The organism is Acidobacteriota bacterium (assembly GCA_039028635.1).
Classification (GTDB): Bacteria; Acidobacteriota; Thermoanaerobaculia; order Multivoradales; family JBCCEF01; genus JBCCEF01.
Genome location: JBCCHV010000040.1, coordinates 1 through 16,411 on the forward strand (window position 1 = coordinate 1; position 16,411 = coordinate 16,411).

The following is a 16,411-nucleotide window of genomic DNA, read 5'->3' on the forward strand; positions in this document are numbered from 1 at the left end:
CCCTCCCGACCCCGCCACGAACCGTGGGCCCACCTGGCGAGTGGCCCCTCGTCAACGGATTGTCGCAGCCCGCTTGCTGGGTGCTGAAAAACACATCGGCAAACTGCGCCGGGGCCCGGGCGGGCCCGGCGGCGGCAAGGCCGCCGCGACGGGAGAGGAGGCCCAAGAACCGCGCTTCTTGGGCTGGAGCGGGACGCGCAGTCAGGGGCGCTCAGCCCCTCTCGGAACAAACAGCTAGCAGCGCTGGAAAAAATCGCGAAGCGGACTTTTTCAGCAGCCTGCTAGCTGCAGCTCGCTAGTCGGTATTGCCGGGAGCGCCGGACGACGGGCTGGTTCCCCCGCCCGATGGCGGTCGCCGCCGCCGGCGCGGTCGCCGCCGGGGTGGTGGTGCGTCCGAGTTGCCGCCGGCGGACAGGTTGCCGTTGGCCTTGCCTCCGCCACCGCGGCGGGACCCGCGGCGCCGACGCGGCTTGGCGGCGGCGGGCTTGCCGTTGGTCAGCGGATCTTCGCCGGGCTTGGCGTAGCCCAAGATCGCGATCTGAGAGTCTGCCGGCTCCTCGAGACCCGGCGGCAGGTCGGTCGGCTCGGCCGCCGGGGCGGCCGGTTCGTCACTCGCCGCCGGCTTGGCGGTACGGCGGCGGCTGCGGCGCCGTCGGCCTCGGTTGGCCGGCTCTGCACCGTCTTCGCCGCCCAGGCCGAGCACGGCGATCTGGGAGTCGTTCTCTTCGAGGTTCTCCACTGAGTCACTCGGCGGCGCCGGCTGTACTCCCTTGCGCCGGCTACGTCGCGCCGGCTTCGGAGCCGCTTCCGAGTCGGCCGAAGCAGCGTCCGTGGGCGCTGGGGCCGCGTCCTTCTGGGCCGGCTCCTTGCGCCGGCCTCGCCGGCGCGAGCCGCGCGGGGCGGCCTCCTCGGCGGCGGTCGCGGCGCTCTCCTCGGTGCTGGCTTCGACGGCCGGTGCCTCGTCGCTGCCGCCCCGTCGCGACCGGCGGCGGCGCCGCCGCGGCTTCTTGGTCGGCGCCTCGGTGACCTCCGTCGAAGTCACCCGGGGTTGCCGTTCGACCTTCGGTCGCTGGTCGACGCTCGGGGCGTCGCGCTGCATCCACTCGACTTCCTGCTCGTGACGGTGCAGGTGGCTGGCGGCGATCACCTCGACCTGCAGCTCGAACTCCCTTTCGATGTCGGCGATTTGCAGCCGGCGATCGTTTTGAAAGGCATCGGCGAGCTCCGGATGGAGCGCGATGCGAACCTTCTTCAGGGGGCCCGAGGCGGCTCGGGCCTCGATGCGTCGCAGCAGGTTGAGACCGACCATCTCGGGGCTGGCGATGCGGCCCGTGCCGTCGCAGGTCGGACAGGAGCGATGGGTCCGCATGTCGAGGGCCTGGTGGATGCGCTGGCGGTTGATCTCCAGCAGGCCATTGCGGCTGATGCGGCTGACGGCGGTGCGCGCCTTGTCCGGCTTCATGGCATCACGCAGCGCCTTCTCGACCTTCTTCTGGTTGCGTATCGAGCGCATGTCGATGAAATCGACCACCAGCAGGCCTCCGATATCGCGCAAGCGCAACTGCCGCGCGACTTCGGCAGCGGCCTCGACATTGGTGTGCAGCGCCGTCTCTTCCTGGCTGCCGGCGCGTGTCGAGCGGCCCGAGTTGACATCGATGGCGGTCAGAGCCTCGGTGCGGTCGATGACGATCGAGCCGCCGCTCTGCAGCTCGACGATGCGGTCGTAGATGCGGTCGATCTGCCGCTCCAGCTTGTAGCCGGAGAACAGCGGAGCGCGCTCCTGATAGCGAATCAGCTGCGTCTTGCTGCGCGGCATGAAGGCCTTCATGTATTTCTCGGCCTTGGCGTTGACCGCATCGTCGTCGACCAGCACCTCCTGGATCGAGGAATCGAGGTAGTCGCGCAGCGCCTGGACGACGATGTCCTGATCGCTGTAGAGCAGCTTGGCCTGCTGCTTGCGGCGGCCGCCTTCGCGAGCTTCCGTCTGAATGCGCTTCCACAGCCGCGACAGGGCGGAGAAGTCGCGGTTGAGGGCGGTCTTGTTCTGGTCGAGAGCGTTGGTGCGCACGATCACGCCGCAGCCGGCGGGAATCTTGAGCTTGCCGACGATCTGGCGCAGCTTCTTGCGGGTGTCCTCGTCCTCCACCTTGCGCGAGATGCCGCGGGTGTCGTCGAAGGGGGTGAGCACCAGGTAGCGACCGGCGAGGCTGAGATTGGTGGTCAGGGCGGCGCCCTTCTGGCCTTCCGGCTCGCGCGTCACCTGCACCACGATCGGCTTGCCGCGGTCGAGGACTTCTTCGATTTTGGGGCGGCCTTTGCCTTCCGGCGTGCGGTAGTAGGCCTCCGGCACGACATCCTGGATGGCGAGAAAGCCGTGGCGCTCGGCGCCGTAGTCGATGAAGGCGGCGTTCAGGCTGGGCTGGATGCTGGCGATGACGCCACGGTAGATGTTGCCGCGGGTCAGGCCGCGCTCGGCGACCTGGACCTGGTAGTTCTCCAGGGTGTCGTCGTTGACGACTGCGATGCGCAATTCTTCAGGTCGTTGCGCATTGATGAGCATTCTTCGAGTCACATTGTCTCCGTCTCGGGGCGGCCGTCTGCACTTCGGCTGGATTCGTCGAGTCCTGTCGCCTCGTTGCTTTGGAAAGCGGGCGGCCGCATTGAGGGTCCGCTTTTGGGGGATCCGGGCGGTCATTTTGGGGCGGCGGCGCTAGGGCGCTCTGCCGGTCCGCTCGGGTGGTTATTATATCACGGATCTGTCGCCGTTTCGCGCTGATGTTTTTTTGCCCGCCATGGCGGAGCTCACGAGCCCTCGCCAGCCGGCCTCTGAACCCTTCGGACCACTCCGATCATGCCTCGATTCCATGACCATGATGCCGGCGGCCCCGCCGCGCTGCTCGAGCGCAAGGCGGCTCTGCGGCGTCGCGTGTGGCGCCGCCTCGACATCGCCGGAATCCGTCGCTTCCCGGGCCCCTTGGGCCGGATTCCCAACTTCGTCGGCGCCGAGAAGGCCGCCGAGCGGCTGCGCGACAGCGAACCCTGGCAGGCCGCCGAGACGGTCAAGGCCAACCCCGACAGTCCGCAGTGGCCGGTGCGCCAGCGAGCCCTCGAGGACGGCAAGCTGCTGTTCATGGCGGTGCCCCGGCTGGCCCAGGAGAATCCCTTCTTCGTGCTCGATCCGGAGGCCCTCGAGGGCACGCCTCGGCAGGCTTCCTCGATCAAGGGGGCGAGCGCTTCGGCGATCACCGTTCCCCTCGAGGCGATGCGGCCGGTGGATCTGGTGGTCACCGGTTGCGTCGCCGTCGACGAGGGTGGCGGGCGCCTGGGCAAGGGCGGCGGATTCAGCGATCTCGAGTTCGCCCTCGCCTCGGCGGCGGGCATGATCGGGGCGCAGACTCGCATTGTCACCACCGTTCACGAAGAGCAGGTGGTGGATGCCGGCGAAATCCCGATGTCCTCCCACGACGTTCCCCTCGACCTGATCGTGACCCCCGAGCGCGTGATCGCCTGTGGCGGCGACCATCGCCGCCCCGCTAGTTTGCAGTGGGAGACCCTCACCGAGAAGAAGATCGCGGCGATTCCGTTGCTCGCCAGATTGCGGCCGACTTAGAGCAGGCTCCGAGCGAGGTCGAGGTTGGCGTCGATCCAGCCACCCAAGGAGTAGCCGCCGAGGGAGTCGCGTATCGCCTGCCGTCGTTCGAACCATTGCTCTCGCTGGTTGGCGATGCGGGCGATGGCGGCGGACATCTCCGCCGGTGACTCGACGAGGGCGCCGTTGACCTCCGGCTGCAGCAGGCGGGGCGACCAGCCGGCGGCGGTCGAGACCACCGGCACACCACTCGCCAAAGCTTCGAAGAGGGAGTTCGGGCCGGCCGCCAAGCGCGACGTCACCAGCAGGACATCGAGCTGCCGGTAGAGCTCTGGATAACGCCCGAAGGGAGTTCCCCGGCGATGGTGGTAATCGTAGGGCACTCCGTGCTCGTCGAGAGCCGCCGTGACCGCCTCGAGGCGTTCTCCGATCAACAGCGCTCGCAGGCCGGGAATCTGCCGGTGGGCCTGCCGCAGGCAGTCCACCAGCCAGGCGCAGCGCTTCAGGTCGACGCCGTCGCGCTCCACCGGCCGCCCACACCAGCCGACCGTGAAGTGGTCGCCCAGGGACTCCCGGAGGCGGAAGTCACGGTGTGCCCCGAGGGGCCGAAGAAGCACCCGTTGGCCCTCTGTCAGGAGGCCGTGATCGCTCAGCAGCCGGCGTTGCTCGGGATGGGTGAGGACCCAGCCGGCGGAGCGCTCGAGGGCGCGCCGGCGCCTGTGGCCGGGATCGTAGAGGCGGTCTTCGAAGAGGTCATGGAGCTGGACCACGGTGCGTGCCGGGTTGGGGGTGGTCGCCGCCTCCTGGGCGCGCAGGAAGATCCAGGCGTCGGCGCTTGGCCAGGGACGGTCCGAGGTGTGGATCCGGAGGTCGTCGCGGTGGTGGCTGGCGAAGTGCTGCTTGAGGTCTTCGAACAACCAGCCACGGTTGACCGCCACGACATTGATCCGCGGCACCGGTCGCTGGGCCGGAGCGCTGCGCCCGGGTCGGCGATTGCCAGCCAGCCGCCGAGGCTTGGGTTTCAAGGTCTCGACGGCGGCAGCGAGGCGCTGGCCGAGGGTGAGCTCCGCCACCGTCCACTGGCGGGTCATCAGAAAGTGAGCGTAGGCTGCTCGACAGGCGCGCCGATCGGTGTCTTCGAGGCTGTGATCGAAGGCCCCCCAGTCCTTCGGCAGGCCGCAATGAAAGGGCGAATCGCCGGCCATCGGCCAGAGGTTGTCGCCGAGCACCGCCGCCGGCACGTCCCACAGTAGGCCGTCGTGGACGACGTTGCTGTTGATCGACAGGATGCCTCGGCAGCGGCCGCTGGCGAGCAGGTCGTGGACGCTGCCGCGGGCGTGGGCGAACAGCAAGTCCTGGCGTCGCCGCAGCCGTAGCCGAAGATGCCGGCTGTTGCTCTTGCGGGCATCCGCCGGATGCTGCTTGAAGACCACCGGCAAGGGCGGCGCGGCGCGAGCGATGGTGTCGATTAGACCCTGCATGCGGCGCAGCTCGGCGGGTGCATGGCGCACCAGATTGGTATCCCCCTCGATCTGCAGAGGCACCAGATAGAAGCCTTTGGGCAGCTTGCCCCGCAGTTTCTTCGGGCGACACTCGGCGCGCAGGGTCGCCAGATGTTGGTCGAGCTCGGCCTGCTCGTCGCGCCCGAGGACCTGGCCGCTCCAGGTGAACGGACCATGGTGCGAGCTGGCGTTGATCCCTCGGTGGCTCACCTGGACCGCGGCGCGCGGCAGCCAACCGTGCTCGAGAAAGAGGGTGGGGCCCTTCGAGCGGTGCCGGCGGCCGTTCCAGACCACCGAGACCACGTCCGGGCGATAGCGCACCGCGGCGAGGTTGCGGGTCACCCGAAAGCCGCGCCGGCGAGCCCCCTCGGCCGCCGCCTGGAGGCACTTGCCGACCACCCCGGAACGGCGGTTTTCGATCGCGATCAGGGGTTTCCAGGAGACCGCCCGGGGTCTCGCCGGCGGGCGGGCGAGGAACTCCTTCAGGGGGATCTTGGGAAGACTGGCGAGGCGGCTCTCGGACGACAGGTTGACCAGCTCGACGCCGCCCTGCGCGAGGTGCTCGGCGAGGCGGCCGTACTGGCGGTCGATCACGCTGACCTCGCGCGCCAGCTCGTGGCGACCGGTGTCGCCGAAGAAGTGGTGATCGGTGAAATCGACCCCGATCAGGCCGATGCGTGCCGCCCCCAGGTGGGCCGCGATGCAGGCGGCGACGTATGGGGAGTTGCGCGTGTAGGGCACTCGGTCCGGCTCTTCGACGGCGACTCCACCGCGGCGACCGAGGTGAAAGGCCACCCGCTTCGGGTGAGCGACGTCGAGCTGGCTGAAAACCGCCTGAGCGGCGCTTTCGAGCACCCAGCGGTAGCGACCCTCGGAGAACTGGCGGGGAGGATTGAGCACCACCAGGTAGTCAGGGGTGAAGTGTCGACCGACGTCGTTGACGCCGAGGGTGAGAACGCCGGGCTTCTCCGGCAGGTCGAGGAGCGAGCGGCCGCAGCCGCAGACGACGATGGAGGCGCCCGCGTGGCGGCCGCGAAAGTCGGCGAAGGAGTTCGGCAGCGGGGTTTTCTCGAGCAGGCTCATTGTCAAGGCTCCTCGGCCGGCTCGGGGGCCGCCTCCAGCAGGCCACGGATCTCGTCCGAGCGGGCGTGGTCCATGGCGGTCTTGCCCTGCTGGTCGGGAATAGTGGGATCGGCGCCGTGGGCGAGCAGGGCTCGGACGGCGCGAACGCGGCCGAGGACGGCGGCGAGGGCGAGGGGAGTGAGGCGGTTTTCGATTTCCTGGGAGTCGATGGCAGCGCCTCCTCCGGCGAGGGCTCGAATCGCCCAGGCATGGTCGCCGGCGGCGGCCGCGTGGAGAGCGCTGCCGGAGAAAAAGTCCCCGGCTTGGACATCGGCTCCGGCAGCGATCAGAAGGTCGAGGGCTTCGGGAACCGGAAGTTTGACGGCGCGGAGAAGCGGCGTGTTGTCGTCCCGATCCCTCACCTCGAGCCGACAGCCGGCTTCGAGGAGAGCCTGGACGCGGCTCCGCACGTCTTCACTCGCCCGGACGTTCGCCTGCTGGACGACGGCGGCGAGCAATGGAGTGCTGCCCGCGCGATCGGTGGCCTCAGGGTCGGCTCCGGCAGCCAGCAAGAGGGTGACGACCTCGCCGTTGATGGCGAGATGGAGGGGAGCCCAGCGGTCGCCGTTCTCCTGGTCGCCGGCCTGGGCACCGGCTTCGAGCAGCACTGCGGCCAAGGCTCGATCACCATGATAGGCCGCGTGATGCAGGGCGGACCATGCCTTGGCTGTCGGTTTGAGGTCGATTCGAGCGCCGGCATCGAGGAGCTGCTGGGCCATCTCGGCCGCTTGCTCGGGACCTTCCTCGGCAACTCGATAAAGGGGCGTCCGATTGCTGCCATCGCGCCCGTCGACCTTGGCACTGCCAGCAAGGGCGGAGGTCAGCGATCGGAGGTCGTTGCGGTGGATGGCGTCGAACAGATCTTGATTCGTCACGGTGGCGCGATCCTCCGAATCCTGAACCATCGTCCCAGCAGCGTGTTGGCCAGAACCGTTCGCGGGCGGTTGTTGTGCTGGTGCTCGACGCGTTGATTGTTGATGCTTGCTTGGGTGCTGCGGTTGTGGGCGGCCAGCAGCGGGAACAGATTGTCGAGGCGATCGTGGCCTCCCCAAGCAAGGTCCTGGACGTGATCTATCTGCAGTTGGGCAAGCGGTGCTCGGTAAGCCGAACGAAGGAATCGGCGCAGGGCAGCGCTCAGTCTGCGGGTGTGGGGTGAGCGGCGTAACCGCATCTTCTTTCCATGACGGGGAAGATTGATGGGGTTGATGCCGAGCGTCAGGAAGGGCCTCCCGAAGAACGCCGATCTTGGGTTGTTCTGTCGTGACCTGGTGTTCTGCACGCGGTGGGCGCCGACGACCGGCAGTGGACTGGGATGGATCGGTGGAACCGTCGTCCAGTACCGCGTGCTGGTGGCAGAACGGGGATTCAGGGTCAGTGATTGGTAGAGATTGGTCGGTTTGAACCAGGTGAATGGAATGGCGGCACTGCGCCCGATTCCCGTCGGCATGCGCCGTACGTCGTCGACTTTGCGGTTTTGGCGCGGGTCCCGGGTCAGGGCGTAGGCGCGATATCGCTGGCGCGCGATCTTCTTGACGTAGGCGCGCTGAATTGCGGTTGCGAAGCGCGGTTGCCTGCTGTTGCGACGGAGAATGTCGTTGAGATCACCGAGGGCGATGCCACCGGCCCGATTCACCGGCGGTTTCCGCTTGTACGGCACGAGCTCGGCCTTCACGGTGCGCTTGAACTGGTCGAAGATGCGGTCCGAACGCTGCTTCTTCACCGTCGCCACCTTGCGTGGCAGCTTCGAGAATTTGACCACCGCATAAGAGCGGTAGCGTTCCTGGCTGACCTCCTTGATGAAGGTCCTGCGCACCACTCGGCGAGCGGCTCCGGTGCGCTGAGCGTTGAGGATCGAGCGCAGGCCGCGGCGAGCGATGCCCTTGACGCTGTAGGGCTTGAGGGCGGTTTTGACGCGCAGCTTGTAGGCCGCGAAGACGCCGCGATCCCCGCCATCGCCGTCGCCGAGCTGCTTCGGCTTCTTCTTTTTCTTCTTGAAACGGGCGAACTGGCGCTTGAACCAGTCGAAGACCTTGTCGAGGAGCTTGCGGGCTTTGCCGAAGATCTTCTTCATGCCGCCGCCGAGCTTCTTCGCCAGGGTGAGTCCGGCGCGGGCGACTTTGCGCAGGGCCCCCAGGGCCTTGAGAATCAGGCCGCCGCCGCGGCGCACACCGGAAACCAGCAGCTTGAGGCCCTTGGCGGCGACCTGCAGGGCCTTGCCACCCCACTTGACGGCGCTGCCGGCGCCGGCCGTGAAGTAGGCGAGCAGGACTTCGAAAATGATCTGGCCGACCACCGAGCCGACGGCCAGGCCGATCTTGAACTTGCTGCTCTTCAGGATCCAGTCGAAGAGCTTGTCGGCGGCGGAGGCGCCGGCGCGGTAGGCCCACTCGCGGCCTTCCTTCATCAAGTTGGCGATCCAGGCTTCGAGGAGCTGTGGAGACTTCTTGAGAAAGGCCGCCATCTGCTCGGCGGCGCGCGGGTTCTGGAAGAAGGCATCGACCTCGGCGCGCACCCCTCGGGCGGCGGTGATGATCTGCTCGATGGCCTCCGTGTCGGTGGCCATCTTGTAGAAGAAGTCCCAGATCTGCTTGAGGGTGCCGGGCAGCTCCACGAACAGGTCGTAGAGGATGCGCACCGTACCCACCAAGCCGTCCCACACCAGGCCCTTGACCACCCCGGCGAGCACTCCCACGTAGTAGGAGGGTGAGATGACCAGCCAGCGGGTCTTTTCGACGTAGCGCTTTTTCTCGTCCGCGGGTTTGTCGCGGACGGTTTCGAGAAAGCCGATGAGGGCGGCCTTGATGATGCTCATCATCGAGCCGCCGAGGGGCGGGTGCTCGGGCAGCTCGCGAATCAGCACGATCAGCGCATCGAGATCCTGCTCGACCAGGTAGCCGATCATGTTGAATCCCAGCACGCCGAGGTCGCAAGCCGCCTGCAGGGCCCCCACGGTGAGGGTCTCGGCGACGACCAGGGCGTCGTCGACTTCGCTGGCCAGGTAGTCGATGTAGCGGCCGACGTTTTCTTCCAGGTTGTCGGCCGCCGCGTTGACGCCCCGTTGGGCGGTGTCGACGCCGAAATTGATCGCGCCCTTGAAGCGGCGGGCGAGGACCGGGTAGTCGCCGAGGTAGCGATCCACCAGGCCGTTGAGGTCGCCGCGCAGGTCTTCGAGGCGGTCGATGGCCCACTTGCGCGCCTCGTTGATCTTGCCTACCGCCCAGGTCTTGAGCTCCTCGAACTTGCGCTTCGCCCAGGCGCGCAGATCGTCGAACCAACCTTTGATCTTGCGCATCGCGGCGTTCATCAAGTCGCGGAACTTGCTCTTCGCCCAGTCGAGGCCGCGCCGGAACCAGCTCTTCGACTTCTTTTTCGACTTGCTGCGGGCCTGGCGTTTTTCTTCCTTCGCCTTTTCTTCGATCTTCGCCTTCTTGCCCTCGGCGGTGGTCTTGAGGATCTGGTAGCGGCCGGCAACCAGCCCTTCCTGGCGCGTCACCTTGCCGGTGATCTTCTGGCGCATGCTGTTGCCGGCGCCGGTGGAGTCGGTCTCGAAACCGGTCTGCAGAGAGAGGTTCTCGCCGCTCCACTTGCCGCGCAACTTGGCGACTTCCTGGCGCGCCGCGTTGGCGGCGTCGTCCTGGGCCTTGTAGCTGTCGGCATGGGCGCCGGCGATCAGATCGTCGGTGGTGCGACGTTGACGCGCGATGCGAGCGTCGCGACGCTGCTCGGCTCGGCGCACCTTGGTCTGCTGGGCCTGCCAGCGAGGACCGATCTTCTCGTGCACCCGCTGGCCGAGCTCGGCTTCGTGGGGCGGGTCGAAGGCGAGCGCCGGAAGTTCCTCGGCGGCACCGCAGCCGCTGCCCATGCGGTGGATCGATTCGGGAACCGCGCGCTCGGTGGAGGAGTCGCCGTTGGCCGGCTCGATGCCGAACTCACCGAAATCGGCGGCGGCGTCGTCCTCCGCCTTGGTCTGGGCTTTGGCCACCTGGCGGCTGCCGGAGGCCTGGAAGGTCTCGATCTGGCCGAGGTCCGCTTTGCCGGTGAGGGCGACCGTCGGCGCCGGTCCAGGATCGGTGTAGACCCCGGGATCGCGGGTCGGCAGGTCGCCGAGGAATTGCCGGACCCAGGACAGGATGCGCTCCATGAACGAGCCTTCGCCGGAGATGGCGTCGAGATCGCGCTGCTTGCGCTCGGCATTCGGCACCCCGGGCGCGTTGCCGGTGGGGGCCGGCGGGGTGGGGGCATCGGGCAGCTTGCCATCGGCGGCCAGGCTCGGGACATCGTCCTTCGCCGGCCGCTTTTCGTCGGCCGTCGGCGGTGCCGGCGGGCCGGTCGGCAGTTTGGGGGAGCGTGGCACGATGTTGGCTTTGGGGCGCTGTTTGTCTTCGCCCTTACGGCGCCCATCGAGGGCCTTTGCGGAGCTCTTCTGGAAGGCGGCGATGACGAAGGGGGCCCGCACCGGCGAGAGCTTGGCGAGCTGGTCGAGGCGGTCCGCGGGAGAGCCCTGGAAGCGGACCGCGGCCGAACCGGCGGCGGCTCGTCGGCGACCGGCGCCCCGAGAACCTCGTCCGGTGGCGCTTCGGCCTGCGCCTGGGGAGGGCCTGGAAGCAGTTTTTGGGGCAGGCTTCGTCGCCCTTGCCGGGGTGGAGGAGTCGGTATCGGGCCCGGTCGGTTTCTCGGGCGCCTTGGCTTTGCCCTCGGGTACCTTGACCTCGTCGCTGGTGCCACCGAGGTCGCTGACCGGCGGTCGTCGCGCCACGGCTCCCTGCTGCAGGGTATGGGTGGTCTCGTGGGCCATCAGCCGAAGGTCCTTCGCCGATTCGCCGGGGCCGAGGTAGATGTCCTTGCCGCGGGTGAAGGCTCGGGCTCCCATGCGCCCGGTGAGCTCCCGGCTGGAAGCGTCCTGGTGCACTCGGACCGCCGAGAGATCGGTCCCGAAACCGGCCTCGAGAGGGCCGCGGGTGGCGTTCGGCAGCGGCGTTCCGGTGCCGCGCTGCGCGATGGCGCGGCGCGCGAACTCGGCCTTGCGGTGGCGTTGAACGGTGGTGCGGCGGCGAGCTCCCGGGCGTTCCTGGGTGGTCCCTTCGCTGTCGCTCCCTTGGGCGGTCGTGCTCTCCTGCAGGGTGGCTTCCCCGCTTTCCTGCAGCGGGCCTTCGCCGGCGGCTTCTTGCGTCGCCGCCATTTCCTGGGCTGGTTCGTCGTCGCTCGATTCCTGGGCCGGCAGACTGGCCTCGTCGGCCGTCTCCTGGAGCGCCGCATCCCCTTGCACAGGCGCTTCCTGCAGGGGCTCGCTCTCTTGCAGCGGTGCGTCGACCATCTCCTGCACGCTGTCCGTCGCCGTCTCCTGAATTGCCGAGCAGTGACTGCTTCCACAGTGTTCCTGGACGCTCTCGTCGAGCGATTCGTGAACCGTCAGCGCCTGGGCCGACACGGGCGTGATGGACTCGACGCCGGTACCGCCGAGGATGCGATCGGCAGCGTCGTCGGCCTCGCGCTCCCAGCGATCGCCGCGGCGCCCGAAGGCGAGGCCCTTGGCCTGCCCACGGGGCAGTGAGAGCGTTGGGCCGCGGCTCTGCAGACCACCCGGTTTGGGCCCGAAGGTGTCTCTTCCAGCGCCCGCCGGTGGAGTGCGCTGAGCCGCGCCCGGGGCGGACGTCGGGCGCTTGTCCTTCGCCGGTGATCGCCGGGTGCGTCGGGCGCCAGTTTTCATGGCCGCCTCGGGGAGGCCACGGCACCGCGATTGGGCGGGTGAAGAGAGCTCATCCGAGGCCTTCGAGGGCGGCGGCGAAGGCGTCGCCGGAGTTGGGGGCGGTCGCCTGCTCGGAGTTGGCGAGGGGAAAGCTGGCGCCGGCTTTGCGGTACTCGCCGCGGAAGGCCCGGTCGAGATGGTCGTCGCCCACGGCGCTGCCTTCGTCGAGGGCGAGGAGGGTGGCGCTGAGGGCGGCATTGCGCAGTTGACCGCCGCTCAAGCGGCAGCCGGCGGCGAGGCGCTCGAGGGTCGCCGGCGCCACCTGGTGCTCGGGCGGCAGGTGGAGGTCGAGGATGGCGGCGCGCTCGCCGGCTTCCGGAGGGACGAAGGGCACCACCACGTCCATGCGCCGCTGGAAGGCGGCATCGATGTTTTCGCCCAGGTTGGTGGTCACCACCAGGATGCCCTGATAGCTCTCCAGCCGCTGCAGCAAGAAGTCGGTCTCCAGGTTGGCGTAGCGGTCGTTGGCCGACTTCACTTCGGTGCGGCCGGCGAGCAGGGCGTCGCCCTCGTCGAGGAGCAGGACCACGTCGAGGGCCTCGGCTCGGCTGAGCACCCGATGGAGATTCTTCTCCGTTTCACCGATGTACTTGTTGATCACCGAGGCCAGGTCGACGCGGTAGAGGTCCATGCCGAGCTCGGCGGCGAGAATCTTGACCGCCAGCGTCTTGCCGGTGCCGCTGGTGCCGGTGAAGAGGGCGCGAACGCCGCGCCCCGGGCCGTGGCCGAAGGCGGCGCCCAACTCGCCTTCGAGGCGCTCCCGCAGGCGGCACCGGCGCTCGAGGTCGGTGAGCCGTTGATGGGTGGCGCGGGTGCAGATCAGCCGATCCCAGGAACCCTCCGTCGGCAGCTCGGTGGCGAGATTGTCGAGCAACTGGCGGTTGAGCTCGCGGGCGGCGCGGCGGGCATCTTCGGGGCTCACCGCCGTTCGGCCGTCGAGCTGGGCATGGCCGGCCGCGGTGTCGGCGATACGCTGGATGAAGCCGCCGCCCAGGCAAAAGCTGGCAGCCAGGGTCGGCAGGTCCTCGACCGGTCGGCGGCCCAGAGCCCTTTGCCAGTGCTGTCGCCGCAGATCCGGTCCGGGCGTCGGCAGCTCGAGGGTGAGGGTGCCGTCGTCGTCGAGGCCGCCCTCGCTCCCCAGGAGACAGATTCGCGGACCGTCGTAACCGGCGAGCCGCGGTGGAGTGGCGGTTTCCCCCGGTCCGAGGTCGAAGGAGAACACCGGGATGCAGCCGGTGAGGGTGGCGAGGGGGGCGAGCAGGGCGTGGTCGCTCTCGCCGAGGCGGCGTGGATCGATGCGCAGCAGTCCGCGGCCCAAGGCCCCGGCGAGGGCTGCCGAGACCTCGAGGCCATCGATGCCCGGTGCGGCCCGCAGGACGAGATTGCGCTGCCCGTCGAGCAGTAGCCGCGGTAGGCGCTTCAGCCGAGTCAGCACTAGGGGATCGAAGATCAGTTGCTCGAGTGGCAAGGCCTCGACGGCACTCTGCAGTTGTCCCCAAGGTGCCAACGTCGCTGGCGAAGAGCCGCGCATCGCGTCCCACAACAGGGCGGGAACCTGCAGCGGCCATTCGGAGCGCGGGCCCTGGTCGCCGAGGGTGACCAGCAGTCCGCTCGAGAGCAGCGGTTGGCAGAAACCCCAGGGGTCGCTACCGAGGTCCTGGTCCTGCGGCGCCAGACTGCCCAGCACCTCGATCGTCGGCCGGCGATGGGGCAGCGGGGCCTGGAGCTCCTGGAACAGGCTACCGAAGCGGGAGTCCTCTTCGACCAGGCCGGTGAGCATCACGGCGCAGCGCTGATCGAAGCTCAGCCCGAGGCGGGTCAGGGGCAGCTGCTCCTCGCAGGCCGCCTCCCAGAGGGCGACCTCGTCGCGCCACCAGCGCTGTCCTTCCTCCCAGGTCAGGTCATCCGGCATCCAGTGGCTCATCTCGGCGAGGTATTCGGCGAGGAAGGGGTGGTGAGCGAGGCTGTCCTCGGCCTCCTCACCGGCCTCGGCCACGAGCTGTCGAAGGTGCACCAGAAGATGAAAGATGGCGCTGTAGAGGGAGAGCACGAAGGCGCTCTGTGGGCTGTGCGGCAAGGCGGCGAAGGCCTCGCCCGTGGGCGGCGAGGGCGAGAGCTCTGCGGGTGGCGGCGGGGAGCTGGTCGTGGGGTCGGTGGTGGGCATGGAAAACCTCTGCTAACGAAAGTGGAACAGGACGACGCGACCGCAGCGCGCCAACCAGCCGGGGTCGCGGTCGAGGCCGGCGCGGCGGGCCGGCAGGGAGATGGCGTCGAGGTCGAAGAGGAGGTCGAGGTGGCTGCTGGTGACGAACAGTCGGCCGGGGGTGGTGAGCAGGTCGAGCAACTCGGCGCCGGCCCGGCGGAGTCGGCCCTCAAGAGCCGGCAGGGCGCGCGCCAGCCACCCCTCGAGGCTCCCCCCGAGGCCGCTGCCTGCGGTCGCTGGAATGGTGAGCGGGAGCCGCGGCCGCGGCGCGCTGGCCATCGGTCGGCGGCAGGGTTGAGCGGCGAGCCCGAGCTCGCTTCGGGCTTGGTCGAGGGGCCTCGTCGGCACGTCGGCCAGAAGCTCTTCCCCCCGCCAGAGACAGAGGCGACCGCCGGCCCTCGCCCAGCAGATCGGCGCAGCGCTCTCGGCGTGCCAGGAATGAGGTAATCTATAGAAGGAAGCGAATGAATCGATGGACCTTCGTGCCCGCCGAAGGGCAGGAGCCGGTTGTGAGGCGGAGTCCGACTCCCCTTCCCATCGGCGGGCCCGAAGGTCCATCGATCCCGCGATGGCAGCGGCATTGGAGCTCGATCCAGCCGCTTCCAGAAGGTTTGTTGCCGTCGGAGGCGATTCCGAGACACTCGGGGGCCAGAAATTCGATCCGAAGCGGTGGCAAGCGAGAACCGAGAGGGCTTTCGCAAGGGGATCGGCGGCGAAATCTTCGCCGATCGAGGTCAGGCCGATGGCGGTGAGCTCTTGCCAAAGGCAGCGCTGAACCTCGGGAGTTGCGGCCGCCAGCTCGTCGAGGGGGCGGAGCAAGAACAACAATCCGGCGTAGGCGGTGGAGATGCCGGCGGCGAGGGCTTCGAGATCGAGTTGGATGCTCTCTGGCGCCGCGGCGCGAATCGCCTTGCCTGTGATTGGGAGGAAGGTCACCTCTTCGGTCGGCGACGCCTCGGTCGAGGCCTCCGGCTTCCGCGTGGGTGAGTCCGATGGCCGCCGTCGGGTCGCTCGGGAACGGATCGGAGGGTGCCCGCCGGCCTCGCCATCGGCCGCGAGCGTCGCTTCGATTTCGCTCCGCGTCCCTGGCGAGGGCTGCGCGAATTCATCTTCAGATCGTGGTCGCGGGGCATCCGTTGCCTGCGCCGGGGCGATGCCGTCCGTCGGCTCGACCTCCCAGGGCGACGGGCTGGGTGTCGGCCCGGCGGGTGTCAGGTCTGAGCCCTTTCGCGGACGGTGTGCCCCGGTGGTATAGGTGCTCTCGACGTTGTGATTCCGACGTCGGTTCTGGCTGCGCTCTCGGCTTCGCTCCCTGGGTGGCCGGTTGGCTGCCCGCCACCAGGCACGGGCTTGATCGCGGAATCGCGATTGGTGGCAGCGCAGCGGTGCCATGACCTGCAGGCGGCAAAGGCCGAAAAGGGCTCGTTGGTGTGGTTCCCAGGAGGAGGTTTCCGCCGGCAGCCAGGGCGACCAGGGCTCCGGCAGGGGATCGGCCGGAGGGCTCGGAACGTTGCTGCCGCTGCAGGCCTCGTGGTGGGGCTTGGCGGCGGATGCTTCGGAGGGTGGCTCCCGGAGGTCGCGCCCCGGGCGCTCTCGCAGGACGGCGTCGGCGCTCTGCTGGGGCTCACCGGGTCGGTCGTCGAGCCGAGACGGCGCCACCGTCGTCGCCGGCAAGAGCTCGGCCGGTAGCTGCAGGCGAGAGACCAGGGCCGGCAGAAGCTCCGCGGCGATCTTGGGAGTGAACAGGTCCCGCCACGGTTCGAGCTGACGATGGCGAAGGAAGTGATCGCAGATCGCCGGCAACAGCTCGATGCGCGCCGCAATCGCCTCCGGCCAGGGCTGCTCGAGGTCGATGGCCATGCGGGACCACCACCAGCGCGAGGTCGCCTGGCGATGGCAGCGATCGAGCAGCAGGCAGGCCCAGAGCTCGGCCGGGTCGCGGAAGATGACCGCCTCGGCGTCGTCGTCGGCCACCCCGTCGGCAGGGTAGGCGGCGCGGCCCACCAGCTCCGAGAGCGAGTCCCGGATGGCTCGCTCCCAGTCCCCGGGAAGGCGCCAGGCGTCGGCCTGGAGCTTTCCCGGAGCCGGGTCCCGCAGCTGCCGCACCACCAGAATCGCCGCCGGTGGCAGCGCTGGCGGGCGCACCTCGGCGGCGCCGAGCTGGCGCGCCACAGCGAGGCGCAGGGCGGGCGAGTCGGCGGTGGCGCCGGTGAGGTGCAAGCGGCCGATGCGGGTGGCGGTGGTCATGG

General features: G+C 68.8%; 7 protein-coding genes. 1 reads left to right on the forward strand and 6 read right to left on the reverse strand.

The window, feature by feature from the left end:
* Window positions 1–295 precede the first annotated feature (295 nt).
* Window positions 296–2,572, reverse strand: coding sequence for an Rne/Rng family ribonuclease (locus AAF604_16135; GenBank protein MEM7051199.1), 2,277 nt, complete (start codon window positions 2,570–2,572; stop codon window positions 296–298).
* 279 nt (window positions 2,573–2,851) lie between these two features.
* Between AAF604_16135 and AAF604_16140 the strand changes: the two genes are divergently transcribed.
* Window positions 2,852–3,610: a 5-formyltetrahydrofolate cyclo-ligase gene (locus tag AAF604_16140; protein MEM7051200.1), complete on the forward strand. Its 759-nt coding sequence runs from the start codon at window positions 2,852–2,854 to the stop codon at window positions 3,608–3,610.
* Here the strand turns inward: AAF604_16140 and AAF604_16145 are convergent.
* The 5 genes from AAF604_16145 to AAF604_16165 are packed head-to-tail and all read right to left on the reverse strand — an operon-like array spanning window position 3,607 to window position 16,409.
* Entirely contained in the window at window positions 3,607–6,174 is a 2,568-nt protein-coding gene (locus AAF604_16145; GenBank protein MEM7051201.1) for a glycosyltransferase, read from the reverse strand. The two genes, AAF604_16140 and AAF604_16145, sit on opposite strands and share 4 nt — an antisense overlap.
* A 2-nt stretch (window positions 6,175–6,176) precedes the next feature.
* Window positions 6,177–7,088, reverse strand: coding sequence for an ankyrin repeat domain-containing protein (locus AAF604_16150; GenBank protein ID MEM7051202.1), 912 nt, complete (start codon window positions 7,086–7,088; stop codon window positions 6,177–6,179).
* Complete coding sequence (locus AAF604_16155; protein ID MEM7051203.1) at window positions 7,085–11,920, reverse strand: DUF4157 domain-containing protein; 4,836 nt, start codon at window positions 11,918–11,920, stop codon at window positions 7,085–7,087. Before AAF604_16155 ends, AAF604_16150 begins: the two co-directional genes overlap by 4 nt.
* 49 nt (window positions 11,921–11,969) lie before the next feature.
* Window positions 11,970–14,123, reverse strand: a complete 2,154-nt coding sequence (locus AAF604_16160; protein MEM7051204.1) for an ATP-binding protein — start codon at window positions 14,121–14,123, stop codon at window positions 11,970–11,972.
* Between the two features lie 12 nt (window positions 14,124–14,135).
* Window positions 14,136–16,409 (reverse strand): hypothetical protein, encoded by a 2,274-nt coding sequence (locus AAF604_16165; GenBank protein ID MEM7051205.1) that lies wholly within the window; start codon window positions 16,407–16,409, stop codon window positions 14,136–14,138.
* Between the last annotated feature and the right edge of the window lie 2 nt (window positions 16,410–16,411).

What these genes read in the sequence shown, in the direction of transcription:
- AAF604_16140 (MEM7051200.1), top strand. Translation starts at nt 2,852, where the DNA reads ATGCCTCGATTCCATGACCATGATGCCGGCGGCCCCGCCGCGCTGCTC.
- AAF604_16145 (MEM7051201.1), bottom strand. Translation starts at nt 6,174, where the DNA reads ATGAGCCTGCTCGAGAAAACCCCGCTGCCGAACTCCTTCGCCGACTTT.
- AAF604_16155 (MEM7051203.1), bottom strand. Translation starts at nt 11,920, where the DNA reads ATGAAAACTGGCGCCCGACGCACCCGGCGATCACCGGCGAAGGACAAG.
- AAF604_16160 (MEM7051204.1), bottom strand. Translation starts at nt 14,123, where the DNA reads ATGCCCACCACCGACCCCACGACCAGCTCCCCGCCGCCACCCGCAGAG.
- AAF604_16165 (MEM7051205.1), bottom strand. Translation starts at nt 16,409, where the DNA reads ATGACCACCGCCACCCGCATCGGCCGCTTGCACCTCACCGGCGCCACC.